The 25,484-nt window shown below is 65.4% G+C and carries 18 protein-coding genes and 1 tRNA gene; 11 read left to right on the plus strand and 8 right to left on the minus strand.

Going from position 1 to position 25,484, the window contains the following annotated elements; translation table 11 throughout:
- Nucleotides 1-78: 78 nt before the first annotated feature.
- Both araD and VGQ44_00255 read right to left on the minus strand, forming a co-directional pair.
- Nucleotides 79-804 carry an L-ribulose-5-phosphate 4-epimerase AraD gene (gene araD, locus VGQ44_00250; protein HEV8445216.1) on the minus strand — a complete coding sequence of 242 codons (726 nt, stop codon included), beginning with the start codon at nt 802-804 and terminating at the stop codon, nt 79-81.
- On the minus strand, nt 801-2,606 hold the full coding sequence (locus VGQ44_00255) for a hypothetical protein (protein HEV8445217.1): 1,806 nt from the start codon (nt 2,604-2,606) through the stop codon (nt 801-803). The genes araD and VGQ44_00255 overlap by 4 nt, the downstream gene beginning before the upstream one ends.
- Nucleotides 2,607-2,823: 217 nt before the next feature.
- Here VGQ44_00255 and VGQ44_00260 point away from each other — a divergent pair, with 217 nt between their 5' ends.
- Entirely contained in the window at nt 2,824-5,187 is a 2,364-nt protein-coding gene (locus VGQ44_00260) for a prolyl oligopeptidase family serine peptidase (protein ID HEV8445218.1), read from the plus strand.
- Nucleotides 5,188-5,333: 146 nt separating this feature from the next.
- On the plus strand, nt 5,334-6,362 hold the full coding sequence (locus VGQ44_00265) for a carboxypeptidase-like regulatory domain-containing protein (protein HEV8445219.1): 1,029 nt from the start codon (nt 5,334-5,336) through the stop codon (nt 6,360-6,362).
- Between the two features lie 34 nt (nt 6,363-6,396).
- Here VGQ44_00265 and VGQ44_00270 read toward each other — a convergent pair whose 3' ends face one another.
- From VGQ44_00270 to VGQ44_00280, 3 genes are all read right to left on the minus strand, one after another.
- Nucleotides 6,397-6,924 carry a GNAT family N-acetyltransferase gene (locus VGQ44_00270; GenBank protein HEV8445220.1) on the minus strand — a complete coding sequence of 176 codons (528 nt, stop codon included), beginning with the start codon at nt 6,922-6,924 and terminating at the stop codon, nt 6,397-6,399.
- 17 nt (nt 6,925-6,941) lie between these two features.
- Nucleotides 6,942-9,161, minus strand: a complete 2,220-nt coding sequence (locus VGQ44_00275; GenBank protein HEV8445221.1) for a glutamine synthetase III — start codon at nt 9,159-9,161, stop codon at nt 6,942-6,944.
- Between the two features lie 181 nt (nt 9,162-9,342).
- Nucleotides 9,343-10,620 (minus strand): MFS transporter, encoded by a 1,278-nt coding sequence (locus VGQ44_00280; protein HEV8445222.1) that lies wholly within the window; start codon nt 10,618-10,620, stop codon nt 9,343-9,345.
- Nucleotides 10,621-10,695: 75 nt separating this feature from the next.
- Between VGQ44_00280 and VGQ44_00285 the strand changes: the two genes are divergently transcribed.
- Genes VGQ44_00285 through VGQ44_00295 form a run of 3 tightly spaced genes read left to right on the plus strand, consistent with a single transcriptional unit; the run spans nt 10,696 to nt 14,786 of the window.
- Complete coding sequence (locus tag VGQ44_00285; protein ID HEV8445223.1) at nt 10,696-11,370, plus strand: sigma-70 family RNA polymerase sigma factor; 675 nt, start codon at nt 10,696-10,698, stop codon at nt 11,368-11,370.
- Nucleotides 11,367-12,212 carry an anti-sigma factor gene (locus VGQ44_00290; GenBank protein ID HEV8445224.1) on the plus strand — a complete coding sequence of 282 codons (846 nt, stop codon included), beginning with the start codon at nt 11,367-11,369 and terminating at the stop codon, nt 12,210-12,212. The genes VGQ44_00285 and VGQ44_00290 overlap by 4 nt, the downstream gene beginning before the upstream one ends.
- Nucleotides 12,213-12,263: 51 nt before the next feature.
- Entirely contained in the window at nt 12,264-14,786 is a 2,523-nt protein-coding gene (locus VGQ44_00295) for a beta-L-arabinofuranosidase domain-containing protein (protein ID HEV8445225.1), read from the plus strand.
- A gap of 182 nt (nt 14,787-14,968) precedes the next feature.
- Here VGQ44_00295 and VGQ44_00300 read toward each other — a convergent pair whose 3' ends face one another.
- Both VGQ44_00300 and VGQ44_00305 read right to left on the minus strand, forming a co-directional pair.
- Entirely contained in the window at nt 14,969-17,575 is a 2,607-nt protein-coding gene (locus VGQ44_00300; protein ID HEV8445226.1) for an ABC transporter permease, read from the minus strand.
- Complete coding sequence (locus tag VGQ44_00305; GenBank protein ID HEV8445227.1) at nt 17,572-17,934, minus strand: PadR family transcriptional regulator; 363 nt, start codon at nt 17,932-17,934, stop codon at nt 17,572-17,574. Before VGQ44_00305 ends, VGQ44_00300 begins: the two co-directional genes overlap by 4 nt.
- A 332-nt stretch (nt 17,935-18,266) precedes the next feature.
- On the opposite strand from VGQ44_00305, the gene VGQ44_00310 reads away from it, so the two are divergent.
- Both VGQ44_00310 and VGQ44_00315 read left to right on the plus strand, forming a co-directional pair.
- Nucleotides 18,267-19,325 carry an acyltransferase gene (locus tag VGQ44_00310; protein ID HEV8445228.1) on the plus strand — a complete coding sequence of 353 codons (1,059 nt, stop codon included), beginning with the start codon at nt 18,267-18,269 and terminating at the stop codon, nt 19,323-19,325.
- A 57-nt stretch (nt 19,326-19,382) separates the two neighbouring features.
- Nucleotides 19,383-19,454: transfer RNA gene (locus tag VGQ44_00315), tRNA-Cys, on the plus strand.
- A 37-nt stretch (nt 19,455-19,491) separates the two neighbouring features.
- On the opposite strand, the gene VGQ44_00320 is transcribed toward VGQ44_00315, so the two are convergent.
- Nucleotides 19,492-20,886 (minus strand): peptide MFS transporter, encoded by a 1,395-nt coding sequence (locus tag VGQ44_00320; GenBank protein ID HEV8445229.1) that lies wholly within the window; start codon nt 20,884-20,886, stop codon nt 19,492-19,494.
- Between the two features lie 162 nt (nt 20,887-21,048).
- Here VGQ44_00320 and VGQ44_00325 point away from each other — a divergent pair, with 162 nt between their 5' ends.
- The 4 genes from VGQ44_00325 (at nt 21,049) to VGQ44_00340 (ending at nt 25,474) form a co-directional block, all read left to right on the plus strand.
- Complete coding sequence (locus tag VGQ44_00325) at nt 21,049-21,624, plus strand: hydrolase (GenBank protein ID HEV8445230.1); 576 nt, start codon at nt 21,049-21,051, stop codon at nt 21,622-21,624.
- Nucleotides 21,625-21,634: 10 nt separating this feature from the next.
- On the plus strand, nt 21,635-23,380 hold the full coding sequence (locus VGQ44_00330) for an FAD-dependent oxidoreductase (protein HEV8445231.1): 1,746 nt from the start codon (nt 21,635-21,637) through the stop codon (nt 23,378-23,380).
- A gap of 5 nt (nt 23,381-23,385) precedes the next feature.
- Nucleotides 23,386-24,963, plus strand: a complete 1,578-nt coding sequence (locus VGQ44_00335; GenBank protein ID HEV8445232.1) for a L,D-transpeptidase family protein — start codon at nt 23,386-23,388, stop codon at nt 24,961-24,963.
- Nucleotides 24,964-25,033: 70 nt separating this feature from the next.
- Complete coding sequence (locus tag VGQ44_00340; protein HEV8445233.1) at nt 25,034-25,474, plus strand: RidA family protein; 441 nt, start codon at nt 25,034-25,036, stop codon at nt 25,472-25,474.
- Nucleotides 25,475-25,484 lie beyond the last annotated feature (10 nt).

Genomic DNA, 25,484 nt, shown 5'->3' on the forward strand with positions numbered 1-25,484 from the left:
CGGGGCCCGCCGCTTTCAGCCAGCGGCTCGCGGCTGCCGCTCAGAGCTGTGGCTCAAGGCGGTGTTCGACTCTCGCCTTTATTTGCCGCGCCTTTCTTGACCGTAGTACGCGTCGGGCCCGTGTTTCCTCAGAAAGTGCTTGTCGAGCAACGAAGCCGGTATCGGATCCGCCGCCGCATTCAGCGTCACGGTGTCGTACGCCATGCGCGCGACATCTTCGAGCAGATTCGCCACCTCGACCGCTCGTGCCACCGACGCTCCCCAACAGAAGCTCGCGTGGCCCGCGACGAGACACGCGGGCATGCGCAGCGGGTCCAACCCCAGCCGCTCGAAGCGACGCACGATCGCGCGCCCGGTGTTCGCCTCGTAATCCTGCGTGATCTCGAGACTCTCGAGATGCGCGGTCACCGGCACCGGACCGTGGAAATAGTCGGCGTGCGTCGTACCGAAGCACGGAATCTCCCGCTGCGCCTGCGCCCACACGGTCGCGTAATGCGAGTGCGTGTGCACAACGCCGCCGATCCCCGAGAACGCACGATAAAGCTCGAGGTGCGTCGCCAGATCCGACGACGGACGCAAGTCGCCGTCCACGATCCTGCCTCCGAGCTCGACGACGACCATCGACTCGGGTGTGAGATCGTCGTACGGTACGCCGCTCGGCTTGATCGCCACCACACCCAACTCGCGATCGACCGCGCTCGCGTTGCCGAAGGTGAACCGCGCCAGCCCGCGCCGAGCCAACTCGATGTTGGCTCGGCACGCCGCGACGCGAAGAACCGTGAATTCGCTCGCGTCCGGCTTCACGCGATGCCCGAGCGCTCTTTCGCTTTTTGAATGATCGCCGCCATCACGTCGCGGTGCTTCGCGAACGTGTCGTCGACGACCTGCAGCGTCGGAATCGCGTTCGGCGAGAGCGACAACGTCTCGTTGTTGAATCGCCCGAACCCCGACTCGTGGACGCCACTCGACCCTCTGCCCGGAGCGGGGCTGCTCAAGTGCTGGAAGAACTTGCTGTACTTCTGCCAACGCGGTCCGCCGCCGGCGTGGTACATCGGGATGAAGCCGTGCAGCGCGTCGTACGGCATTTCGCCGACGCAGAGCACGTGCGGATAACGAGTGCGCAGGTTCGTCACGAGGCGCTTCGTGCCTTCGTGCATGTCGCCGTTGGTGCTGTTGACGTGACCGCCGGCGATGTCGAGGAAGTACGCGTCCACGCCGTATCGATCGATCATCTCGGCGATGCGTCCCTCGAGATGAGCCCGCCACGAATCGGCGCCGAGGTTCATGTAGCCCAGCCAACCATCCTGGTGTCGATCGTTGTTCCAATCCACCCAGTCCAGATTGTAAACGTTTCCATCGACTTTCTGAGTGATCGAGTCGGAGATCTTCGACCAAATCGGGAGCTTCTTGTTCGCCGAGTTCATGCCGTACATCGGCATGATCTTGAAGCCGAGCTTGTGCCCTTCGTCGATCAGCCGTCGGAACCCGGCCTCGCCTCCCATCCGGTCCGACACCTTGTACGTGGGATAGTCCCAGTAGTAGCGGCCGTCCCACGCCGAGATGAATGCGAGCACGCGATCGCCGGGAATCTGCGTCGACATCCAGCGCAGCGTCTCGAGCATCTTCGCGTAGTCGTTGAACATGTAGCCCGTGTAGTGCATTCCGTGGAGCGTCGTCACCATCGCGATGTTGCGCGTCCACGCCGGCACGTCGGAGCGCGTCTCCCACGCGGGAATCGCGTACGCGCGCTCGAGGTGCGCCAGGTGCAAATTCACGGCTTCGTCGGCCGACGCTACGCGCCCGAGCCGCCACGTCGGGACCTCGACGCGGTTGTCGTTTCGCCACGCGTCGTGCTCGTGGATGGCTTCGACGCGGTAGCTCGTCTCGCCCGGCGCGAGATAGAAGCGCTTCGGCCGCACGCGATCGTCGAGCGACGACACGTAGAACACGTCCGACGGCGTCTGGATCATGAGAAGCGGCGTCCCCATGCTCCCCGACGCATTGAGGTCGCCGCCGCCGAACGGATATCCGACGAGGCTCTCGCCGTCGTTCTGCTGCTGCGGGAATCCACCGCCGCCGAACGACACCGCTCCGCGCGGCACGCCGCGGATGATCGTCGTGACCGTCTTCACCGGTCGACCTCCCCCCATCTCGACCGTCGCGTTCCACTCGATCGTCGACCCGGTCCGGCGCAGCGTCGCTTCGAGCTTGCCCGGCGCGTGCTCCTGCCCGCCGGCCCAGACGAAGCGGTCGCACGTGATTCGCATCGAGTCCGCGTTGCCTTCGGCGCGCAGAGCGGAACGGTCGAGCCCGTATGTGTTCTCGTCCGTGAAGACGAGAAAACCGAACCGGTAGTCGCCGAACACGACCGACGGCTCAGGAAAATCGTAACTGAATTTCTGATAGGAGCGCCCGCGCGCCGGGACGAAGATCTCGCTCGTCGACACGAGCTCAACGATGTCTCCCGGGGGGCCGGCCGGCGGCGGCGGGAGAGGCGGAACGGCGCTGGGCGTTTCGGCCAGCACGGACTCCGACGCCACGATCGCGCCGGCGCCGACGACGCCGACTGTCTTGATCCAGTCGCGTCGTGAAATGGGTTCGGTCATAGAAGCCCTTCTTGAAAGGCCGTGGCTAGCATCGAATCCAAATAGAAACACGCGGCGCGGTGGTCGCCAGACGCGCTCGGCCAGCCAAATTCACGCACCCCCCCGCTCACCGCACACGCTCCAGGTCACCGCACCCCGCCGCCTCACCCCGCACCACCTCTGTAGCGATTGGCCCCTCGCCGCCACATACTAGAAGCCCGCCCTCTCGGAGATCTCCATGAAAAGCGGCCCGTCTCCATTTTGCGCTCTGGCGCTCGGCGCGTTGCTCGCCGCACCGGCGCTCGCGCAACGTCCGATGACCTTCCTCGACGCGCAGAACATGCGGCAGGTCGCCGGGCAGGACATCAGTCCCGACGGCAAGTCGATGCTCTACTCGCTGAGCACACCGGATTGGCAGACGGCGCGCCGCCAGTCCGACATCTATCTCGTCTCGTTCGACCGTGGGCTTCAGACAACTCGGCAGCTCACGTTCACGAACGACAAGAACGAGACGAGCCCCAAATGGTCGCGCGACGGACGAGGCATCGCGTTCCTGTCCGATCGCGACGCGCCGACAACCGCGGCGGGCGCAGCGGCCGGCGGTCGGGGGGGCGGGGGCGGGGGCGGCCGGGGTGGCGGGGAAGGCGGCGCGCGCAATCAAATCTTCGTCATGCGAATGGACGGCGGGGAAGCCATGCGCATCACCGACGCGCGGGAAGGCGTGTCCAACTTCTCCTTCAGCAAGGACGGCAAGTCCATCGTCTTCACGTCGGGTCGTGCCGGCGACGAGCAGATCTACGACATCTCACTGACGGGGATGGGGATCCCGAAGCCGACGCAGCTCACGCATCACGCCACGGGGATCTCGAACTGGCAGTTCTCGCCGGACGGCAAACGCATCTACTTCGTCTCGCCGGACAGCATCGATCGCGACGACCGCATGCGCACCGACAAACAGTTCACCGTCAAGCCGCGCAATCCCGCGACGTCGATCTCGAGCCTCTGGGTCTACGATCTCGACTCGCGACAGGAGCGCCGGCTCACGAACGATCCGAGTTACAGCGTCGGTGAATTCACGATCTCGCCGGACGGCAAGTGGATCGGCTTCCACGGCATGTCGGCGAACCGGTACGAGCGCGGCATTCTCGAGCAAAACGATTACGCCGATCTCCACCTGCTCAACGTCGCCACGGGCAACATCGAGCGTCTCACCAAGAACACCGACATCGGCGAAGGACCGGTGCTCTTCTCGCCGGACAGCAAGCTCCTCGCGTTCTCGGCGCCCGACGACTTCAAGTACATGCACAACGAGCGCATGTACGTCCGTCACGTCGACCAACCGAGCGAGCCGCTGCGAAAGATCGGTGGCAACGTCGATCTGGACGTCCGCGCCGGAGGCCGTGGCGGCGGCGGCGGCGGCGGTGAAGGAATCGAGAGCTCGTTCTGGTCGGCGAATGGCGACACGATCTACTTCGGCACCGGAGTTCGCGCGACGACGCAGCTCTTCTCGGTGTCTGTCTCGACCGGCCAGGCCAAGCAGATCACCGACGTCAAGGGAACGATCACCGTCGCGCGCGACGACGAGACGGGCCGGTTCATGATCACGTACGCCGACCCGCACACGCCGCCGGCGAACTACACGGTTGGTTCGCTAAGCGACATCAATGATCGCTCGAAGTGGACGCAGCTCACGGATCCGAACGCGTGGGTCAAGCGAGACGTGGCGTTGGGCGAGGAAGAGGAGATCACCTGGAAGTCGAACGACGGCACGAAGGTTTCAGGGGTTCTCATCAAGCCTGTCGGCTATCAGGCGGGAAAGCGCTATCCGCTCATCGTCGCGATTCATGGTGGCCCGGCAGCGGCTGACATGCTCGGGTTCAACGGCGGCTACAACGCACAGGTATACGCCGGCGCGGGTTACGCGATCTTGCTTCCGAACTACCGCCAATCCACGCAATACGGCGAGAAGTTCAAGATCGAGAGCCAGGGCGACTACTTCACGAAGGGATTCCAAGACATCATGACGGGCGTCGACTACCTGATCGCTCAGGGACTCGTCGACAGCACGCAGATGGGCGCGCTGGGCTGGAGCGCGGGCGGCCATTACTCGAACTGGATCGAGACGCACACGAACCGCTTCAAGGCGATCAGCTCCGGCGCAGGCGTCGCGAACTGGGTTTCGATGTGGTCGCAGAGCGACACGCAGCGGCTTCGCCAGTGGTACCTAGGCGACAAGATGTATTGGGAGCCGGGGCAGCTCGACGTCTGGATGCGGCAGTCGCCGATCACGTACATCAAGAACGCCAAGACGCCGATCTTCATCCACGTCGTCGACGGCGACCCGCGCGTTCCGCGCCCGCAGAGCGAGGAGATGCACATGGCGCTCTCCAAGCTCGGTGTGCCGAACGAATTCTGGGTCTACCCCGGTACCACGCATGGCATCCCGGACGTGCGCAACCAGTACTTGAAGGCGGTCGCCGAGAAGGAGTGGATGGATTACTACGTCCGCGGCAGTGGCAAGCGCTTCGCGTGGCGCGACGTGCTCACGTCGGTGGAAGGCGGTCCGACGCTCGCGGGCGAGGCGGTGACGCCGCAGCCGTAGAGGCGGGTTGTCCTCATTAAAGGGGGATGGTCTTGGCGTACTGGGACTGTAGGCGTCAGCGACAGGCGGCAGCGGCAGGAACAGGGCGAGGGGTCGGCGTGGGGCGCCGGCCCCTTCGCTCGTCCCGCGTTCGTATTCAGCGACTTGTGCTGCTCACTGCGTCGGTGGTACTCGCGCCGCGAGCTGCGCTCGCGCAGCAGCCGACGAGACTGCCGGCGGTGGTCGTCAACGCGGCGCCGGACAAACCCGGGGCGCGGAGGATCGGCGGCGTCGTGCGCGACACAGCCGCATTCGCGCTCGACAGCGTCGAGATCTCGATCACGTCGCTCCAGCGTCGAGTGTTTAGTAAGGCGGATGGGACCTTTCTCTTCACCGACGTCGCGCCCGGCAAATACGAAGTTCGCGCGCGCAAGCTCGGATACGGCCCGCAGATTCGTGAGATGGTGGTCGACAGCGCCGGCGGGACCGGCATGTTCTCGCTCGTGCCGCTTGCTTACGTGCTCCGTCCCGTTGTGTCGACTGTCGCGCGTGGCGGATTGAGCGGTGTCGTCGGCGACACGGCGTTCAACGCGCTGGGTGGCGCCGAAGTGCGTGTGCTCGGCCATGCGCAGCACGCGACGACCGATTCGACCGGCGAGTTCTACATCCCGATCAAGCCGGGCAGCTATCTCGTCGCCGTGAAAGATGCCGGGTACGCGAATCGGCTCGTGAGCGTGATCGTACCGGCGGACAGCGGTGAACGAATTCGCGTCACGCTCGCGCCGCCGGCGCGGCCGCTCACTGTCCGCGAGGTTCACAACGTCGACGACCTTGGTCAGCGTCTTGCTTGGCGCAGCCAAATGAATTCGCGCGTGTACTCGCACGCCGAGTTGGTCGAGATGAACATCCAGTGGGTGTACGATGCGGTTCAAATCGGCTACCACTCGGTGCACAGCGGCGCGCCGGGGACCCTCGACAAAGACTGCGCGGCCATGGTGAACGGCGGTCCCGACATCGTGGAAATCGGAACGCTTACCGTCGACGACATCGAAAACGTCGAGATCTACGACACTCGCGGCCCCGCTCGTCCGACTCTCAAACGACCCATCCAAGCCGTCCCCATCTCGAACACCGACCGTGCCGCGTGGGCGAACCACACGAAGGCCTGCGCGCTCGTATACGTCTGGCTGCGCTAACCATCGCCCGCCGCGCATCGACCGTCGCCCTCAGTTACACCGGCCGAATGAAGAGGAGTTGGGTTCTCCAGCGCCCTGACTTCCATCCGACCTCGTTCAGCCGCGCCACCTCGCGGAATCCGCGGCGCTCGAACAGCGCGATGCTCGGGGCGTTTTCGGAGTCTATGCTGGCGACGAGGGCGTGCATCTCCCGCTTGCGTGCCTCGTCGCACAACCACGACAGCAGGCGCGCGCCGATGCCCCGTCGTTGCGCGGCGGGGTCTACGTACACGCTGGCCTCGACCGTGAAACGATAGCCGCCCGACGGTCGATAAACGGAAAGCGCTCCCCATCCAAGCAAGTTGGCGGAGTCGTCCGTCGGCGTGGCGACGATCACTGGAAGCTCGGCGGCCCGGTGCGACGCCAGCCACCCGCGTCGCTCGTCAAGCGTTACCGGCGCGTCGGCGTACACGTACGGCGATTCCGCGATCTCGCGGTTCAGCATCGCGACAACGGCCGTGAGATCGTCATCCGCGGCTTCACGAATGTTGATTTCGCGGCCGTTGCTCGCCCGTTCGGTCACGGGACCGCCATGGTTGACTAAACGGGGAAAAGCATCTCGCGGTATTTCGGCAGCGGCCACATCTCGTCGCTCACCGACAGCTCCAGCTCGTCGCAGCAGCGGCGCACGTCCGCCATCGCGTCGGCGCCGTCGCTCGTGAGCAACTCCGCCTGCTTCTCGAGGGCGTCGTGCATGCCTTCGGCCTTGTCGATCACTTTGCCGAGTGCGACGCGATGCTTCTGGAGGTCGCCGATCGAGGCGCCGAGCTTGTTCGCCACCTCGACCTGCGGGATCGGCTTGATGCCCGCCGCCTTCGCGCTCGCCGCCGACGCGGCGAGACCCCCGGCATACTCGAGCGCCGCCGGCAGGACGATGGTGTCGACCATCTCGCGCAGCGTGTGCAGCTCGATGAGCATGTCCTTGATGTACCGCTCGAGACGCACGTGATAGCGCGAATGCAGCTCTTCGTCGCTGAGAATTCCGAGCGACGTGAGCAGCTTCATCGACTGCTTCGTCACCAGCTGCATCAGCGACTCGGGCGTGCGGCGAAGATTGGGCAGACCGCGCTTGGCGGCGTCCTTCACCCACTCCTCGGAGTAGTTGTTTCCCTCGAAACGAACGGGCGACGTCTCCTTGAAGATCGGACGCACGACCTTGAGCACGGCGTCGTCTACCTTCTTCGTTTTCTTGAGCTCCGCGCGCAGCGCCGTGCTGATCTCGCCGATCGCTTCGGCGACGGCGGCGTTGAGCAGCACGATCGGGAACGCGATCGACTGCGACGAGCCCACGGCGCGAAACTCGAACTTCGCGCCGGTGAATGCGAATGGCGACGTGCGGTTGCGGTCCGTGTTGTCCTTCTCGATCTCGGGCAGACGCGCTACGCCGAGCTTGATCATCTCGTGCTCGGCGCCGTTCGCGTTTTTGCCCGACGCGATCGCCTCGATAACCTTCGTGAGCATGGTGCCCATGAAGACCGAGATGATCGCCGGCGGCGCCTCGTTCGCGCCAAGGCGATGCTCGTTGCCCGACGTGCCGATGCCCGCGCGGAGCAGGCCGGCGTGCTTGTGCACGGCGCGCAGCACCGCGGCCAGGAAGACGAGGAACCGAATGTTCTGGTGCGGCGTCTGTCCCGGCTTGAGCAGATTGGCGCCGTCGAGATCGTGATTGTCGGCGGCGATCGACATCGACCAGTTGCAGTGCTTGCCCGACCCGTTGATCCCCGCGAACGGCTTCTCGTGCAGCAACGCCTGCAGGCCGTGGCGAAGCGCGACGCGGCGAAGCGTCGCCATCACCAGCTGGTTGTGGTCGACCGCGACATCCGTCTCCTCGAAGCGCGGCGCCATCTCGAACTGGCTCGGCGCGACTTCGTTGTGACGCGTGATGATCGGCACCCCGAGCTTGTACAGCTCGTGCTCGACCTCGGCGATGCACGCCTGGATGCGCTCCGGAATGCCGCCGAAGTAGTGATCCTCGAGCTGCTGTCCGCGCGGCGGCGGCGCGCCGATGAGCGTGCGGCCCGCCATCACGAGGTCCGGCCGCAGCGCGAAATGCGCGCGGTCGATGAGGAAATACTCTTGCTCGGGTCCCATCGTCGTGTACACGCGATACACGCCGCGGTCGCCGAGGAGCTCGAGCAACTCGATCGCCCTCGCCGAAAGCGCGTCGGAGCTGCGGAGCAGCGGCGTCATCTCGTCGAGCGCTTCGCCGTGGTAGCCGACGACCACCGACGGGATGCACAGCGTCTTCACGCCGGCCCACTCGGCGATGAACACCGGACTCGCCGGGTTCCACGCCGTGTAGCCGCGCGCTTCCCACGTCGCGCGCAATCCGCCCGACGGGAAGCTCGACGCGTCAGGCTCGCTCTGGATCAGCTGCGACGCGCCGAACGACTCCATCGGCTGACCGTCGTCGAACGACAGGAACGCGTCGTGTTTTTCGGCCGTGAGACCGGTCTGGGGCTGGAACCAGTGCGTGAAGTGCGTCGCACCGCGGCTGATCGCCCATTCCTTCACGGCCTGCGCCACGCGCGGCGCGATGTCGACGTCGAGCTTTTTCCCGTGCCGTACGGCGTCGAGGAGCTTGTTGTAGGTGTCACGCGGCAGCTTGTCCCGCATCTGGCGGACGCCAAAGGTGTTCATCCCGAAGTACTCGGATGTGCGCGGCAGCGCACCATGATCGCCGAGCGCCTCGGTCCGGACTTCACGTTCAGTGATTTCGCGGATGACGGTCTTACGGGCTGACAAAGAAGTCTCTGACATGGGAGGAACGGCCTCTGGATAGGAGTTCGGCGGGCTCCGGTGACTCGCCAAATGTACTGCAATTTCTGCAAAAAATGCAATTATCGGCGCACGTTGTCACGAAAAGTCGCGAACCAAGTCGCCATTGACGGTTATTTCGTGTCATACGGTGTCAAATCGTCCGAAATCCAGCCCAACCCGGTCAGCCAGGAGCCGGCGACGGCGCGGTGGTCGGCGCCGTCGGCGTCAGCTCGTCGATCCGACCGAGCTGGCGCAGCCGCGGCACCCACAATCCGATCGTCACGACCACGCCGAGCGACGCTAGGCCTCCCAGCACTACCGACGGCACCGTCCCGAGCAGCTTCGCCGCGACGCCGGATTCAAACGCTCCGAGCTCGTTGGACGAGCCGACGAAAATCGAGTTCACCGACGTCACGCGGCCGAACATCTCCGACGGCGTGAGCACCTGGAGCAGCGTCGACCGAATGAGCACGCTCACGTTGTCCGCCATACCGCTGATCGCGAGCAGCGCGAGCGACAGCCCGAAGCTGCGCGAGAGGCCGAACCCCACGATGCACACCGCGAACGTCGCGACGGCGTAGAGCAGCGTGCGACCCGCGCGCTTGAAGGGCGGCCGATGCGCGAGAAAAACCGAGGCCACCACGGCGCCCGCCGCAGGCGCGGCGCGCAGCAGTCCCAGACCCTGCGGCCCGACGTGCAAGATCTGATCTGCGAAGACCGGCAGCAACGCCTCGGCGCCTCCCAGCAAGACAGAAAACAGATCCAGCGTCAGCGCGGAGAGAAGCACCGACTCCTTGAACACGAACCGCAGACCCGAGCCAAGGCTCTCGCCGATCGATTCGGTCACGTCGCGAATCGGACGGTGCTCGTAGTCGATTCGATAAAACGACACCAGCGCGACGATCATCATGACCGCGTCGGCGATGTACGCGACGCGCGGTGATGAAAAGCCGTAGATCAATCCCCCGAGCGCGGGACCGACGACAGCCGCGGTCTGCCACGTCGACGAGCGCCACGCGACCGCGTTCGCGTAGAGCTTCCGTTCGACGATTTCGGCGCCGAGTGCTTGTCGCGCCGGCTGCAGGAAGCTCCGCGCGACGCCGCTGGCGAAAATCACCGCGTAGAAGGGCAGAGCCCCGAAGCGCGGAAGAAAGCCGGGAATGAGATTGAAGACCAGCAGCGACACCGAACACGCGAACAGCACGCCGAGCGAGGCGATCGAGATGCGGTGCCGGCTGAATCGGTCGGCGACATGGCCGGCGAACAGCGCGATGCCGATGAAGGGCAGCGCTTCGGCCAGGCCCATCAAGCCGAGCGATAGCGGGTCGCGCGTGATGTCGTAGATCTGCCAGGCGACAACGACTGCCTGGATCTGCGACGACAGGGTCATCGTCAAGGTCGAGACGATGAACCGCCGGTAATTCTCTACGCGGAGCGCTGCATACGGGTCGTGAGCCACCTGATCAGAATTTAGCGCCCGTCACCGAAACGCTTGAGTTGGCGATGGATTGCCGCGGCCCGTACATTCGCCGCGATGAATCCGGCCCCGAAGTCGGAGACGTATCCCTCAGCGATGGCGAGCGCGGCCAGCTCATCCGACGCTGGCGCGCGCGATTCCACGGCGGCACGCGCCGCGGTGGACGCCGAGCTGGTGCGTCGCATGCGTTCGAAGGACGAGCGCGCGCTGGGCACGTTCTACGACCGGTGGTTTCCAGTCGTCCATGGCGTGGTGTCGCGTATGCTCGAATCGCCGGATGACGTGGAGGACGTCGTGGAAGAAGCGTTCTGGCAGGCGTGGCGACAGGCGGAGCGGTTCGAGGTCGAGCGAGGCTCGGTGCAGACGTGGCTGCTCACGATCGCCCGCAGCCGTGCCCTCGATCGCTTGCGCGCGCGTCGCCGGCTCCGTGAGGATCCGCTCGTCGACGCGACGGCGAGCGAGGCCGACACGTCGGCGCCCACGGCTGCCGCGCCGAGCGATCCGCTGGCCGACGCCGAGCACGCCGAACGAAGCCGAATCGTGCGCGCCGCCCTCGCCGATCTTCCCGCGGAGCAACGCGAGGCGCTCGAGTTGGGGTATTTCGGCGGACTGAGTCAATCCGAGATCGCCGAACAAACGGGCCAACCATTGGGCACGATCAAAACGAGGATGCGACTCGCGCTTCAAAAGCTGCGAGAGAAGTTGCATCCTCTGCGCGAGGCCGTCACATGAGCCGCGAGATGACGCACGACGAAGCCTTTGCCGTGCTCGATGCGCTGGCCTTCGACGCGCTCGATGGCGCCGAACGCGAGGCGGTGATCGCGCACGTCTCGACGTGCATCCCGTGCCGCGAAGAACTGACGGCGCTCCGCGACACGACCGCACAGCTCGCGTACGCGGCGACGCCATCGATCGGAACCGCCGGCGCGAGTCGACAGCGTATTCGCTCGCGGCTCATGGCGCGTGCGGAGGCCGAGAAAGAGCAGATCCGCGACCGGTCGGCGGTCATCAGCTCGCTCGCGTGGCGCCGGGCCGAGTGGGTGGCCGCCGCGGCGAGCGTTCTGCTGGTCGTCAGCGTGGCCGTCCTTGCCTGGATCGTTCGGGATCGCCAGGCATTGCGGGATACACTGAGCGGCCAGGCGGCACGCGTGGCGGCCGCGCAGCGAACGACCGACTCGTTGCGGCTGGCGGTGCTCGCCCGGGACAGCATGGTCGTGGCGATCACCGGCCGCGACGTCGCCGTGATGACGCTGACCAAGAACGGCGTCAACGCGCCGTTCGCGCGCATGTTCTGGGACAAGACCAAGAACACTTGGACCTTCGTCGCGCACGATATGCCGGATCTGAAGCCGGGGCGGACGTATCAACTTTGGCTTGTGACCGCCGCCGGCGCGAAGATCAGCGCTGGCACCTTCGATCCGCTCCGTGGCGAAGCCGTCGTCCGCGCCACATACGCCCTCGCCCGCGACTCGCTCGCCGCCGTGGCGGTGACTGAAGAAGCGTCGGGCGGCGCCCAGCAGCCGACGACCACTCCGATCATCGCGGTAACCGCGGCGGCCGCCGGTCCAAAATAGCCGCCCGGTCCCGACTTGCGGTCGTGTCGCGCCAGCGGCAGACTGAATCGCATGGGTGCCTCTCAGAATCGTCGCGATTTCCTCCAGAATTCCGCGGCAGCGGCGGCCGCGCTCACGCTCGGCCCTCTCACGCACGAATCGCGTGCGGAGACAGTCGCGTCCGACACGTCCGGCATTTTCGGTCCGGGCGCCAAGGAGATGGAAGACAAACTCCTTCGCGCGCGGCCGGTACCACTGGCAGACGTGCGCGTCACGGGCGGACCGACGAAGCTCGCGCAGGAGGCGGACGCGAAATACCTGCTCTCGCTCGAGCCGGACCGCATGATGGCCTTCTATAGAGTGCGCGCCGGTCTGCCGCAGAAGGCCGAGCCGTACGGCGGCTGGGACGGCGGCGGGCGTAACCTCACCGGCCACATCGCCGGTCACCATCTCTCCGCCGTGAGCCTGATGTACGCCGCGACGGGTGACGAGCGATTCAAGCAACGCGCGCAGTACCTCGTGCGGGAGCTGAAGGAAGTGCAGGACAAGAACGGCGACGGCTATCTTTCCGCGCTCGAGCACGGGCGCGAATCGTTCGCGCAGGTGTCGAAGGGTGACATTCGTCCTGGCGCGTTCGACCTCAATGGCCTCTGGTCGCCGTGGTACACGCTGCACAAGACCTACGCCGGTCTGCGCGACGCGTATCGCTTCACCGGCGACAAGACCGCGCTCGCCGTCGAGACAAAATTCGCCGCGTGGGCCGAGGGCGTGCTCGCTCCGCTCTCCGACGCGCAGGTTCAGAAGATGCTCCTCACGGAGCATGGCGGCATGAACGAGATCCTCGCCGATCTCTACGTCGACACCGGCGACAAGCGGTGGCTCGACCTTTCGTATCGCTTCGAGCACCGCGCGTTCACCGACGCGCTCAAGCGCGGACAGGACAACCTCGCCGGCAAGCACGTCAACTGTCAGATCCCAAAAGTGATCGGGTCGGCCGCGCGCTACGGGTACACCGGCGACACGGGCGACATCCTCGCGGCGTCGACGTTCTTCGACCGCGCCGTCGAGCATCACACGTACGCCACCGGCGGTCAGGGGAGCGCGGAGTACTTCGGGCCGGCCGACGTCCTCGGCTCGCGCGTCGATGGACGCACGTGCGAGTCGTGCAACTGTTACAACATGCTCAAACTGTCCCGCCGGCTCTTCTCGTTCCGGCCGGATCCGTTCTACGCCGATTTCCACGAGCGCGTGCTGTTCAACCACGTGCTGGCGTCGATGGATCCGGCAAATGCGCGCATGTCGTACATGGTTCCTGTTGGCCGCGGCGTGCAGCAGGAATACCAGAACATGCTGCAGAGCTTCACCTGCTGCGTCGGCACCGGGATGGAGAACCACGCCCTGCACGGCTACGGCGTGTACTACGAGTCCGACGACACGGCGTGGGTGACCCAGTTCATCCCGTCGACCGCGAAGCTCAGGCTGGCGGGAGGGGGCGCACAGATCACTCAGGAAACGAGCTTCCCCGACGGCGATTCGGCGACGCTCAAGCTCACGCTGCCGAAGGCGGCGAAGTTCACGCTCGCCATTCGTCGGCCGACGTGGGCCGGCGACGGATTCGCGGTGAAGGTCAACGGCGCGCCGATCGAAATTCCCGCGCTCGCGAGCCTTCGCCCCGGCGCGGCCGGCGGCCGCTTGATGGGCAACGAGGATTCTCTCCCGCAACCAAGCTCGTTCGTCGAGATTTCGCGAACGTGGAAGAGCGGCGACACCGTCGAGCTCACGCTGCCAAAGACGGTTCATCTCGAAGCGACGCCCGACGACAAACGCATCGCCGCGATCATGTGGGGTCCGCTCGTATTGGCCGGCGACCTCGGTCCGCGACGAGAATCGCGCGGCGAAGGCGCGGCTGGGCAGCCGGTGCCCCTGCTCGTGGCGGCGGAGCGTCCGGTTTCGGAATGGGTTCTCCCCGCGGCCAAGCAGGGCGATTTCCAGATCAAACAAGTCGCGCGTCCGATCGGCCAACCAACGCAGGTCGAAGACGTTTCACTCACGCCGTTCTATCGCACACACGAACGGACGTACAGCGTCTACTTCGACGTCGTGACGCCGACGGAATTCGATGCGCGCGTCGCGGCTGTGGCCGCGGAGCGAGAGCGCGTGAAGCGGTTGGAAGCGGCGACCGTCGCTTACGTGCGACCGGGCGATTCGCAGGCGGAGCCGAACTTCGGCTACAAGAGCGATCCCGCCGACCGACAAGTCACGCGCACGAACGGCCGCCCGTCGCGGGGTGGAACCGGTTGGTTCTCGTACGATCTCGCCGCGAATCCGGCGTCACCGACGGCGATCGTCGTCACGTACTTCAACGAGCCCGGGCTGCCGCCGGTACTCGGCAACTTCGAGATCGACGTGGACGGAACGTCGGTGGGCAGGTTCGAACCCAACCGAACGGCGGTCGGGTTCTTCGACGCGCGCTACGATGTGCCCGCGAATCTCGTTCAGGGCAAATCGAAGATCACGGTAAGGTTCCAGGCGAACGGCAATGGACGCATCGCTCCGGTCTACGGCATCAGAGCCGTGCGGGTGCCCGAGCTCTGATTGGCCAGTATCACCGTTCGAGCTACTAGAAGGGCCAGAAAAACTCAGCGCAGACGACACAGATTCTGAAAGCGATCCCGCAGATTGAACACCTTTGGTTGTCATCTGCGGGATTGTCGTTCAAGTCTGGCGGTCTCTGCGTTGAATTCTTCTTCCCTCGTGTCGTGGCCCGTCTCCCACGATCACTCGTGCCGAATTGCCGTGAGGGGATCGACTCGGCTCGCCCGACGCGCGGGTACGAACGCCGCGGCGAATGCGGTCCCCACGAGCGTCGCGGTGACCACGGCAAACGTGAGGGGATCAGTCGGCGCCACGCCGAACAAGAATTTCGTGAGGACCCGAGTGACGCCGACTGCCGCGGCCAATCCAATGACGACGCCCGCGAACGACAATGCGGCCGTCCGGCGCAGCACCAGATGCACGACTCCCGCGGGCGAAGCGCCGAGCGCCATGCGAATTCCGAATTCACGCGAGCGCTCGTTCACAGCCGACGCGAGCACGCCGTAGATCCCGACCGCCGCGAGAATCATCGCGAGGATCGAGAACAACGCGAGCAGCCGCATCTGAAACACCGGCTCGGCGATGGACAGCATGACGAGACTGTTCATGGTGCCGAGCGACTGAACGGCTTGAAGCGGATCGACCGCCTTCAGAACGCCGAGAAACTCTCGCTCGACGACGGCCGGATCGGCTTCGCTGCGGGCGACGAACGCGAGATGATCGATGAACGGGCCAAACGTGATCTGAGACAGGGGTTCGTAGATCGCGGGCGACGGTTGCGACGTCACGCCATCCTGAATGATGTCGTCGACGACGCCGACGACCGTGATCCAATCGTTCGGTCCGGGGTCATCGGACATGCTGATTCGTTTGCCGACCGCGTTGCCGGCCGGCCACAGCTTGTTTGCCACCGCGGCGCTTACGATCGCCACTTTCGGTGACGCCTCGTCGTCGCCGTCAGCGAAGGCGCGTCCGGCACGCAGGCGAATTCCCATCACGCGGAAATAGTCCGGCGTGACGCACGGCTTGAGCACGACGAAGCCCGGCTTTCGCCCGTCGTCGTACCGGAAATCGCCCACGATCGACGCGGTGCCCATCGGCCGCCAGTTGACGGCTGCCACCGCCTGGAGATTCGGAACGCCGCGCAACGCGGATTCCGTTCGCTTTCGGAAATCCTGGAGAGACGCCGCGGTCGGGTAGCGCGCGTGCGGCAGATCGACGGTGAACGTGACGACGTTCTCCGGGTTGAATCCCAGACCCACGGAGCGCATTCGGAAGAACGAGCGCGTCATCAAACCGGTGCCCACCAAGAGCACGAGCGCCAGCGCCAACTCCAGAATCACGATCGTGCTTCGAAGCGCGGCCCGGGGCGCCGTCGATGCTTGTCCGCTTTCGGCGAGTGACGCGCGCAAGGCACGTCGCGTCGATTGGAGAGCCGGAGCGACGCCGAAAACGATTCCGGCGAAGACCGAGGCCGCCGCGGTCGCGGCCAACACCGTCCAATCGATCTTGATGTCGTGCGTGCGCGGGAGCAGATCCGCGGGCGCGGCCGCAACCAGCGCCGGCACTCCCCCGAGCGCGATCGCCACGCCCAGCGCGCCCCCCACGAGCGCGATGATCACGCTTTCGGTGAGAAATTGTCGTGTCAGTCTGCCGCGTCCCGCGCCCAGAGCCGTGCGGATCGTGATCTCGTGTTGCCGTGCCGCCGTGCGCATGAGCAGAAGGTTGGCGACGTTCGCGCAGGCGATCAGCAGCACGAACGCCACCGCGCCCTCGAACAGCAGCAACGAACGACGGACGTCGCCGACCACCGCGCGGCGAATCGGGATGACGCCCTCCGCCGACCGTTCAATCTGGAGATCGGACCGTTGGTGCTCGATTCCCTTCATGATGGATTGCATCTCGGAGAGCGCCGCAGCCGGCGTGCTCCCGGGGGCGAGGCGGCCGATTACCGCTCGAATCGAAACGCGGTGCGGATTCGGATAGATCGGCGCGGTTTTCCAGATGCGCACTCCACTCGGGAAATCGAAACCGGCGGGCATCACGCCGATGATCGTCTGGCGCACGCCATCGAGGTCCAGTGCGCGGCCGACTATGTCGGGGCGCGACGCAAACCGATCTCGCCACAGGCCGTCGCTGATGATGACGTGAGCGTCCGAACTGTCTCGATACTCCGCCTCACTGAACGCGCGCCCGCGCGCCGGCGACACGCCGAGCACCGCAAAGAACCCGTCCGAGGAACCCGAGACCGAGACTCGCGTCGGATCGCCGACGCCCGTCATCGTCGCCTGGGCGCGGCCGTAACTCGTGATGGCCTGGAACGAGTGCTGCTTCGGCGCGTACGCAGCGTAGGTCGCATCGAACATCGCCGGACCATTGATGAACGGCCCGGCGGGAGCGTGCGATATCACGAACAACTCGGTTTCAGCGCGGAACGGAAGAGGACGAAACAGGATGCCGTTCACGACGGTGAACATCGTCGTGTTGACACCGATCGCGAGGGCGAGCGTCAGCACGGCGACGGCGGTGAACCCGGGCGCGCGGCGCAGAGATCGGAACGTGAAATGCACGTCTTGCACGAGGCGCTCGAGCCAGATTCCACCCCACGTCTCGCGCGTCACCTCCTTCACGTGACCGACGTTGCCGAACTCGCGGCGCGCGGCGGCCGTTGCTTGTTCAGGCGATTCGCCTCGCTTGATTCGCTCGGCGATGGCCATCGCGAAGTGCGCGCGAATCTCTTCGTCGAGCTCGGCGTCGCGCGCGGCGTCGGGTCCGAATGGCCACCTCATGATCCGCCTTCCGTCGCCGGGGGCTGCATCAAGCCCGCGATCGCCTGCGAGAGTTGCTCCCACTTGGAGCGTTCGACGGCGAGCTGGCTCCGCCCCGCGGTCGTGAGCTTGTAAACGCGAACGCGCTGCCGATTCTCGGAGATGTCCCACTCCGCGCTGATCCACTTCTTTCGCTCGAGACGATGCAGCGCGGGGTAGAGCGAACCGGTGTCGACTTGCAGCGTGTCGTTGGAGCCGGCGCGAATCATTTGGGCGATGCCATATCCGTGACGCGGTCCCCAGCGCAGCGTCTGCAGGACGATCATGTCGAGGGTGCCTTGGAGCAGCTCGATGCGCGATTTTGGCTCGTTCTTGCCCATGAGCGCCTCGGAGTTCGTTGGATGTAGATCGTCTACATCCTAGGGGGTAGGATGTCTACATCCGCCGCAGCTGTCAAGACGGGCTCGGGTCGACGAGACGAGAGAGGACGCCGATGCCGGGCAGCGACGGAGGAGAGGTGCAACGGTCGGTTGAGTCCGGCAGGCGAGCCGCGAGCGGGTATCTCGTCCTGGCACGCTTCGTTACGATCTCGTCTTGGGAGCGGTTTGCTCGTTGACCGGCACAGCCGGCTTTGCCATTGTTGGGCGTGAGTACAGCTGCGGCCGCCGCGGTCCCGAGCGTCACGACAAAATCGCCGTCTGACGCGTTCCCTGTGAACAACCTCGACGTGCTTCGCGCCGTCGCGGTTCTGTGCGTGCTCCTCGACCACTTGCTGTGGCGAATCCTGGCTGACGACTGGCACTACGTCGAGCAAGTGCTGGGACGAACGGGCGTACTGCTCTTTTTCGTACACACGGCGCTGGTCCTGATGCGCTCGTCTCAGGGTCTCTACGCGACCGCGGACGGCACAGCAGGATGGGTGAAGGCTTTTTACGTCCGGCGCTGGTTTCGCATCTACCCGCTTTCGATCGCGGTCGTGGCGTTCATCGTGGTTACCGCGCTGCCTGCCGGCACGACCCGAGGCATGATCGCCGCGAACGTCCTGCTGATCCAGAATCTCGTTGGAAGTCCGAACCTCGAGTCGGTGCTGTGGACGCTCCCGATCGAGATACAGATGTACGTCTTGCTGCCGCTGTGCTTCCTGTTCGCGCGCCGCGGAGCCCGACCGGCCTTTGGACTATTTCTCGCCGCCGTCCTCGTTGGGATTCCTATCTGTCTGACGCATCCCAAGCAGGAGCTCAGCATCACTCCGCTGGCCCTGGCGATTTTCGGCCCCTGTTTCATGTCCGGAGTGCTCGCCTACGGAATTCTCTCGAGCGCCGGCGCGCAGCGCCGGCGTTTCGACGGCAAGTGGTGGCCGCTGATTCTTCTCGCCGCGGTGGCGGTCTTCTCGCTCGCGCTTCAGCCTGCGTGGAATTCGCCGATCCGGGGCTGGCCGCTGCCACTTACCGTCGGACTCATGATTCCATTGTTCAGCGATATGCCTTCGTCGTTCTTGTCGAAGGCGGCGAAGGTGGTCGCCAAGTACTCCTACAGCATCTACCTGCTGCACGTACCACTTCTGATAATCGCATTCGTGAAGACCGCGGGTTCTCTGGCGGTGCATTTGGCCGTTTTTGGGGTATTGATGATCGTGGTGCCGTATCTCGCGTATCGATTCATCGAAGACCCGGGGATCAGGATCGGTCAGCGGATTGCGGGCGTCATTTCCCGCCGAGCGCCGGCCCGAGCGCCCGACCAGGATATCGGACTCGCAACCGGGGCTTCGTGAGCTACCGTACAGAAGGCGCGCGCCTTACCTTCTGACTGCTTTTCCGCAGACGTTCGCGGCGCGGTAGCCAAGTGGTAAGGCAGCGGTCTGCAAAACCGCTATTCGCCGGTTCGATTCCGGCCCGCGCCTCTCGCAGTCCCGCCCACCGCCCAGCAGCCACTTCTCCTCAGTGAACGCCGCCCATCAGCCCGCGCACGGGCTTGATGATGAGGAAGGCGACCACGGACGCGGCCAGGCACACGCCGCCGATCACGCCGAACAACTGCGGCATCGGCGCTGACGAAATGAAGCCCGCGGCAAGCCCGGCGACCTTGTTGCCCACCGAATCGGCGAGGAACCACACGCCGAGCATGAAGCCTACGATTTTGACCGGCGACAACTTGGTGAACACCGAAAGTCCGACCGGCGAAATCGACAGCTCGCCGAGCTCCTGGATGAAGTAACAGCCGACGAGCCAGAGCGGGCTCACGCGGAGCCCCGGCGTCGCCTGCAGCCGGAACGCGGGCACGAGGAGCAACACGAACGAAAGTCCAACGAAGAAAAGGCCGATCGCGAACTTCGCGGGAGTCGACGGCTCGCGCGGACCGAGCGCCGTCCACAACCACGCGAACGCCGGCGCCAGCACGATGACGAGCACCGCCTGCACGCTCACGAACCAACTCGATGGGAAACTGAAGCCGAGAACGGTCGTGCGCGTGTAGCGATCGCCGAACAGATTGAGCGTCGACCCGGCTTGCTCGTACGCGCCCCAGAAAATCGCGGCGAACACGAAGAACACCGCCATCGCGGCGATGCGTTTCCACTCGACCGAGGTAAAGCCGACGAACGTCGCTCCTCCGCCCGTCGAGGTCGGTGCGAGCTTGTCAGCCGCCCGGTCCGCGGCCGCCGCTCTCCGCTGCTGCGCGAGGCGGTCGATCGCTGGCTGGAGGTGACGCCGCCCGGCGACGTACTGGATGAGACCGAGCGTCATGCCGACGCCAGCGCACGCAAACCCCAAGTGCCAATCCACCTTCTGTGCGAGATATCCGGCCACCAGTGGGCCCAGCGCGGCGCCGAGGTTGATGCCCATGTAGAAAATCGAGAAGCCGGCGTCGCGGCGCGTGTCGCTCCTGTCGTAGAGCGAGCCAACGATGCCGCTCACGTTCGGCTTGAGCAGCCCCGTTCCGACAGCGATGAAGGCCAAGCCGCTGTAGAAAGCCCCCAACGCGTGGAAGGCGAGCGTGAAATGTCCGATCGCGATGATGATTCCGCCGATCAGCACGCTCTTGTATTGCCCCAGCCACCGGTCGGCGATGATGCCGCCGAAGATCGCGAGCGCCCACGCGCTGGCGGTGTACGTTCCGTAAACCGACCCAGCGTGCTTGTCGTCGAAGTTGAGCGCGTGGACCATGTACAGGATGAGAAACGCGCGCATCCCGTAGTAGCTGAAGCGCTCCCACATTTCCGTGAAAAACAGAGTCGCGAGCCCGCGTGGATGCCCGAAAAAGCCGCGGGCCTCGGCGGCCGGCGGCGTGTAGTCAGTGACAGGTTCGGTGATCGGACCGGCTGAGATTCCATCCATGAGCGTGGGGTCTCCGTTGACGCCTGATGCTCGCCGTGGGACGAGCCGCCGTCAACCCGCCGCGTGTCAGAGAATCGCGTGGTACCCGGGCTTGGCCCCGTGATGAGCGGCGAGTAGTCTCAAACTCGAAACCATGCCGCGCTCCGCTCGCTTCACCGCCTCATGACCACGCCTCTCGAGCTCACCGCAGCGAAGACCGCGCTCGTCGTCATCGACCTTCAGGCGGGAATCCTCGCTCGACACGTGGCGCCGCACGCCGGCGCCGACGTCCTCGACCGCTCCGCCAAGATGTGCGCGCACTTTCGCGCCGCCGGCGCGCAGCTCGTGCTGGTGCGAGTCTCATTCGCCGCGGACGGCTCCGACGCGCTGTCTCAGCCCTGCGACGAGCTGGTGGCACGCGCGAGACCGGATGGATGGGACGTACTCTCTCCAGCCCTCGGTGCCGGCGAGCGCGACATCCACATCACCAAGCACCAATGGGGGGCGTTCTACGGCACCGAGCTGGATCTACAGCTGCGGCGCCGCGGAATCACCACGCTCGTGATGTGCGGCATCTCGACCAATTTCGGCGTCGAGTCCACGGCACGCGACGGGTGGGAGCGCGGCTACTCGATCGTGTTCGCGGAAGACGCGATGGCGAGCTTTGACGCCGCCGCGCACGCGTTCGCGGTGAAGAACATCTTCGTCCGGATCGGCCGCGTGCGATCGACGGACGAAATACTCGCCGCGCTGTCGTGAGCGACGACCGATGATCACCGGAGAGCTGCTCACCGAGATTCCACTGTTCGCGGGACTGCCGCCGAACGAGCGAGAGTCGCTCGCCGCGCGTGCGGCCGACGTGCGTCTGCGTCAGGGCGAATGGCTGCAGATGGAAGGGCAGGCTCCGGCGTTCTTCGCGCTCCTCGAAGGCGAGCTTGCCGTCTTCAAGTCGGTCACGGGGCGCGACACGCGCATCCACACCCACACGCCGGGGTCGTACTTCGGCGAAGTGCCGCTCCTGCTCGGCGCTCCGTCGATCTCCAGCGTGCAGGCGACCGTTCCCTCGCGCGTCGTGCGCTTCGACGCGAACGACTTTCATGAACTGGTGAGCCACTGCCGAGTGCTCAACGGCCAGATCATGAAGACGATGGCCGAACGCGTGGAGTACTTGCAGCACGTCGCGGTCGACGAGGGGCAGGTGACGGCGACTCTCATCGGTGACCGAAGCGATGCCGCATCGCACGACCTGCGCGATTTTCTCGCTCGCAACCGCGTCGCGTGCTCTTGGCTCTCGGCCGACGATCCGGATCTCGAGGCCCGCATTCGCGAACTCGCGCCGGGCGGCAATCTCGCGCAAGCGAACGGACTCGAGCTCTCAAAACTGCCAGTCGTCGTCCTGGCTGACGGACGCATTCTCGTCGCGCCGACGAACCGGCAGATCGCGGGGTGCGTCGGCCTTCAGATCGAACCGAACTACGAGGAGTACGACGTCGTCGTGATCGGCGGCGGCCCGGCCGGGTTGGCGAGCGCCGTCTATGGCGCGTCGGAGGGGCTGCGAACGTTGCTCGTCGAGCGCGAGGCGTGCGGCGGGCAGGCCGGGACGTCGTCGCGGATCGAGAATTACCTCGGCTTTCCCGCGGGTCTGTCCGGCGACGAGCTGAGCGGACGGGCGCGGCAACAGGCGACCCGATTCGGCGCGGAGCTTCTCGTCACGCGGTGGACGGATTCCCTCGACCTCGCGTCGGACTCGGGCGAATCAGTTCACCAGGTGACGCTCGACGGAGGCAACCCGATCTCCGCCAAGGCGCTCGTGCTGGCGACCGGCGTGCAATGGCGGCGTCTGGACGTTCCGGGCATTGACCGATTCGCTGGGCACGGGGTCTTCTACGGCGCCGCCCTGGCGGAGGCGCAGAGCCTTCGCGGAGGGCGCATCCACCTCGTCGGCGGCGGGAATTCGGCCGGCCAGGCGGCCCTCCTTTTCTCCGGCTACGCCGAGTCGGTCACGATGCTCGTGCGCGGGACATCGCTCGCCGCCAGCATGTCTCAGTATCTCATCGATCAGCTGGCCAGCAAGGACAACGTCACGATCGAGACGCGCGCCGAGGTGACGCGGGTGCACGGCGGCGACCGGCTCGAGGCGATAGACGTAAAACGTGTCGGGTCGGAAAAAACTGATCGGCGACCGACTGACGCATTGTTCGTCTTCATTGGGGCGCATGCCGCCACCGAGTGGCTTCCGCGCTCGATCATTCGAGACAAATGGGGTTATGTCTGCACCGGCCGTGACGTCATGGATCTCGTTCGAGAACAGGGAGCGGACAAATGGCCGCTCGAACGAGATCCTTTTCTTCTCGAGACGAGCGCTTCGGGAGTGTTCGCGGCCGGCGACGTTCGCCACGGATCGGTCAAGCGGGTGGCGTCCGCGGTCGGCGAAGGGAGCATGGCGATCGCGTTCGTTCATCAGTATCTCGCCGAGCCGGTCGGGGTCGGCGTGCGGCGGGGATCCGCCAAGTAGGCCCGATGCGTAGACGGGCCACGCTCCTTTCGGTGAGTCTGGCGGTCATCGCTCTGGCGGTGGCGTCGTGCGGCCGCGACGACGGGACGAAGGCGTCGAAGTACGTGCCGCAGCAGGTTGGAGAGATCGCCGGCGTGTCCGCGGAAATGGTTCAAGCCGCGATCGAGGCGCGCGTCGACAGCGCGAAACCGCCGAGCTGGGTCACGCCCGATCGTTGGAGAAAGGTGCAGGCGCTCTACGCGCACTACTCGAACGCGCCGCTCTGGATTCAGTCCGGCGGGATCAAGGAACGCGCGACCGCTCTGCTCGCGGCGCTCGACTCGGCGCCGTCGCACGCGCTGAAGACCGATCGCTATCCGATCGATTCGATTCACAAAGTGGTCGACGCGCAGAAGATCGACAGCGGCGCGACCGCCGCCGACATCGCCAACGCGGACGTGTTGCTCACCGCGGCGTACGTGGGCTACGCGTCGGACATGCTCGTCGGACAGGTGGATCCGCGCACGGTCTCGCAGTCGTGGTACATCCCGGCGCGTCCGGCCGCGGTGGATTCGGCGCTGGTCAACGCGCTCGAGGACTCGTCGATGAGTCTCGGCCTCGAGCAGATGGCGCCGCAGGACTCGGAATATGCGGTGCTGCGGCGGGACTACACGCGCTATCGCGGATTCGCGGCGCAGGGCGGTTGGGCGGAAGTCCCAACGGCTGTGAGCAAAGAAGCGCTGAGATCGAGACTCGAGGCCGAGGGCTACACGATTGCCGCCGACTCGGTCGTCTCCGCGCTCAAGCAATGGCAGGCGCGCCACGACCTCGTGCCCGACGGGAAGATCGGCAAGGCAACTCTCGCCGCCCTCAACGTGACGGCCGACGAGCGCGTCGACCAGATCGCGACGAACCTGGAGCGCCACCGCTGGCTGCCGCGGGCGCTGGGGCAGCGCTACGTGTACGTCAACGTTCCGTCGTTCCGGCTCGACGCGTACGACTCGGGGCAACGCGCTCTGTCGATGCGCGTCATCGTCGGCGCGGACTACAAGGAGAAGTCGACGCCGGTGTTCAGCGACGTGATGCGGACGGTCGTGTTCCGTCCGTACTGGCGGCCGACCAAGGACATCATCAAGAACGAGATTCTGCCGAAGCTGAAGACCGACACGACGTACATGCGGCGGAACAACATGGAGTGGGCGACGGAGAACGGCACACGCACGCTGCGCCAGCGACCGGGCCCGAGCAATTCGCTCGGCCTCGTGAAGTTTCTCTTTCCGAACGACTACAACATCTATCTGCACGACACGAACGAGAAATCGCTCTTCGGCAAGAGCGTCCGCGCCGAAAGCCACGGGTGCATTCGCGTACAGCATCCCGACTCGCTCGCCGAATTCGTGCTTGGCTGGACAGCCGACAGCGTGACGGCCGCGATGCAGGCGGGGAAGGACAACCGCGCGGTCGCGCTGCCGAACAAGCTCCCGGTGTACATCGTGTACTTCACGGCGTACGCGCGCGATGGCGACCTGCACTTCGCCAACGACGTGTACAAGCGTGATTCCGTGTTCAAGGCGCCGCAGCCCACCGCGCCGATCGCTCCCTAGGGCCTTCCGCGCACCGTCCGGACGGGGGAAATTCGGTGTCCAACATCCCACCGTCCGCCGCGAGGTCCTCATGCGTTTCGTCCACTCGGCCGCGCTTCTCGCAGCCATCGTCGTACCGGCGTCGTCGTTCGCGCAGAAGCAGTCCGTCACCGCGCCGGGCATGAACGCCACGGCGACGCTCACCCCGGGCATTCGCGAGGGGAACATCTTGTACGTGTCGGGGCAGCTCGGCACGTCGCGCGATGCCCCCGATTCGACGATTCAGGGGCAGACCAAGCGCGCGCTGGAGAACGTCCAGAAGGTCGTCGAAGCGGCGGGGAGCACGATGGCCAACGTGCTCAAGTGCACGGTGTTTCTCGCCGACGTCAAAGACTTCGCGGGCATGAACAGCGCGTACACGCAGTTTTTCCCGAAGGAACCGCCGGCCCGATCCACCGTCGCCGTCGCCGCGCTCGTGAGCCCTTCGGCGAAGGTGGAGATCGAGTGCATAGCGGCGATTCCGCCGAAATAGGCGGCTACAA

Source organism: Gemmatimonadaceae bacterium (genome assembly GCA_036003045.1).
In the GTDB taxonomy this organism is placed as follows: Bacteria; Gemmatimonadota; Gemmatimonadetes; order Gemmatimonadales; family Gemmatimonadaceae; genus JAQBQB01.

Bases quoted from the DNA above. Each gene is read 5' to 3' on its own strand.
- VGQ44_00255 (HEV8445217.1), bottom strand. From the start codon at position 2,606: ATGACCGAACCCATTTCACGACGCGACTGGATCAAGACAGTCGGCGTC.
- VGQ44_00275 (HEV8445221.1), bottom strand. From the start codon at position 9,161: ATGTCAGAGACTTCTTTGTCAGCCCGTAAGACCGTCATCCGCGAAATC.
- VGQ44_00330 (HEV8445231.1), top strand. From the start codon at position 21,635: ATGATCACCGGAGAGCTGCTCACCGAGATTCCACTGTTCGCGGGACTG.
- VGQ44_00305 (HEV8445227.1), bottom strand. From the start codon at position 17,934: ATGGGCAAGAACGAGCCAAAATCGCGCATCGAGCTGCTCCAAGGCACC.
- VGQ44_00300 (HEV8445226.1), bottom strand. From the start codon at position 17,575: ATGAGGTGGCCATTCGGACCCGACGCCGCGCGCGACGCCGAGCTCGAC.
- VGQ44_00335 (HEV8445232.1), top strand. From the start codon at position 23,386: ATGCGTAGACGGGCCACGCTCCTTTCGGTGAGTCTGGCGGTCATCGCT.
- VGQ44_00325 (HEV8445230.1), top strand. From the start codon at position 21,049: ATGACCACGCCTCTCGAGCTCACCGCAGCGAAGACCGCGCTCGTCGTC.
- VGQ44_00260 (HEV8445218.1), top strand. From the start codon at position 2,824: ATGAAAAGCGGCCCGTCTCCATTTTGCGCTCTGGCGCTCGGCGCGTTG.
- VGQ44_00290 (HEV8445224.1), top strand. From the start codon at position 11,367: ATGAGCCGCGAGATGACGCACGACGAAGCCTTTGCCGTGCTCGATGCG.
- VGQ44_00320 (HEV8445229.1), bottom strand. From the start codon at position 20,886: ATGGATGGAATCTCAGCCGGTCCGATCACCGAACCTGTCACTGACTAC.
- VGQ44_00340 (HEV8445233.1), top strand. From the start codon at position 25,034: ATGCGTTTCGTCCACTCGGCCGCGCTTCTCGCAGCCATCGTCGTACCG.
- VGQ44_00295 (HEV8445225.1), top strand. From the start codon at position 12,264: ATGGGTGCCTCTCAGAATCGTCGCGATTTCCTCCAGAATTCCGCGGCA.
- VGQ44_00285 (HEV8445223.1), top strand. From the start codon at position 10,696: ATGAATCCGGCCCCGAAGTCGGAGACGTATCCCTCAGCGATGGCGAGC.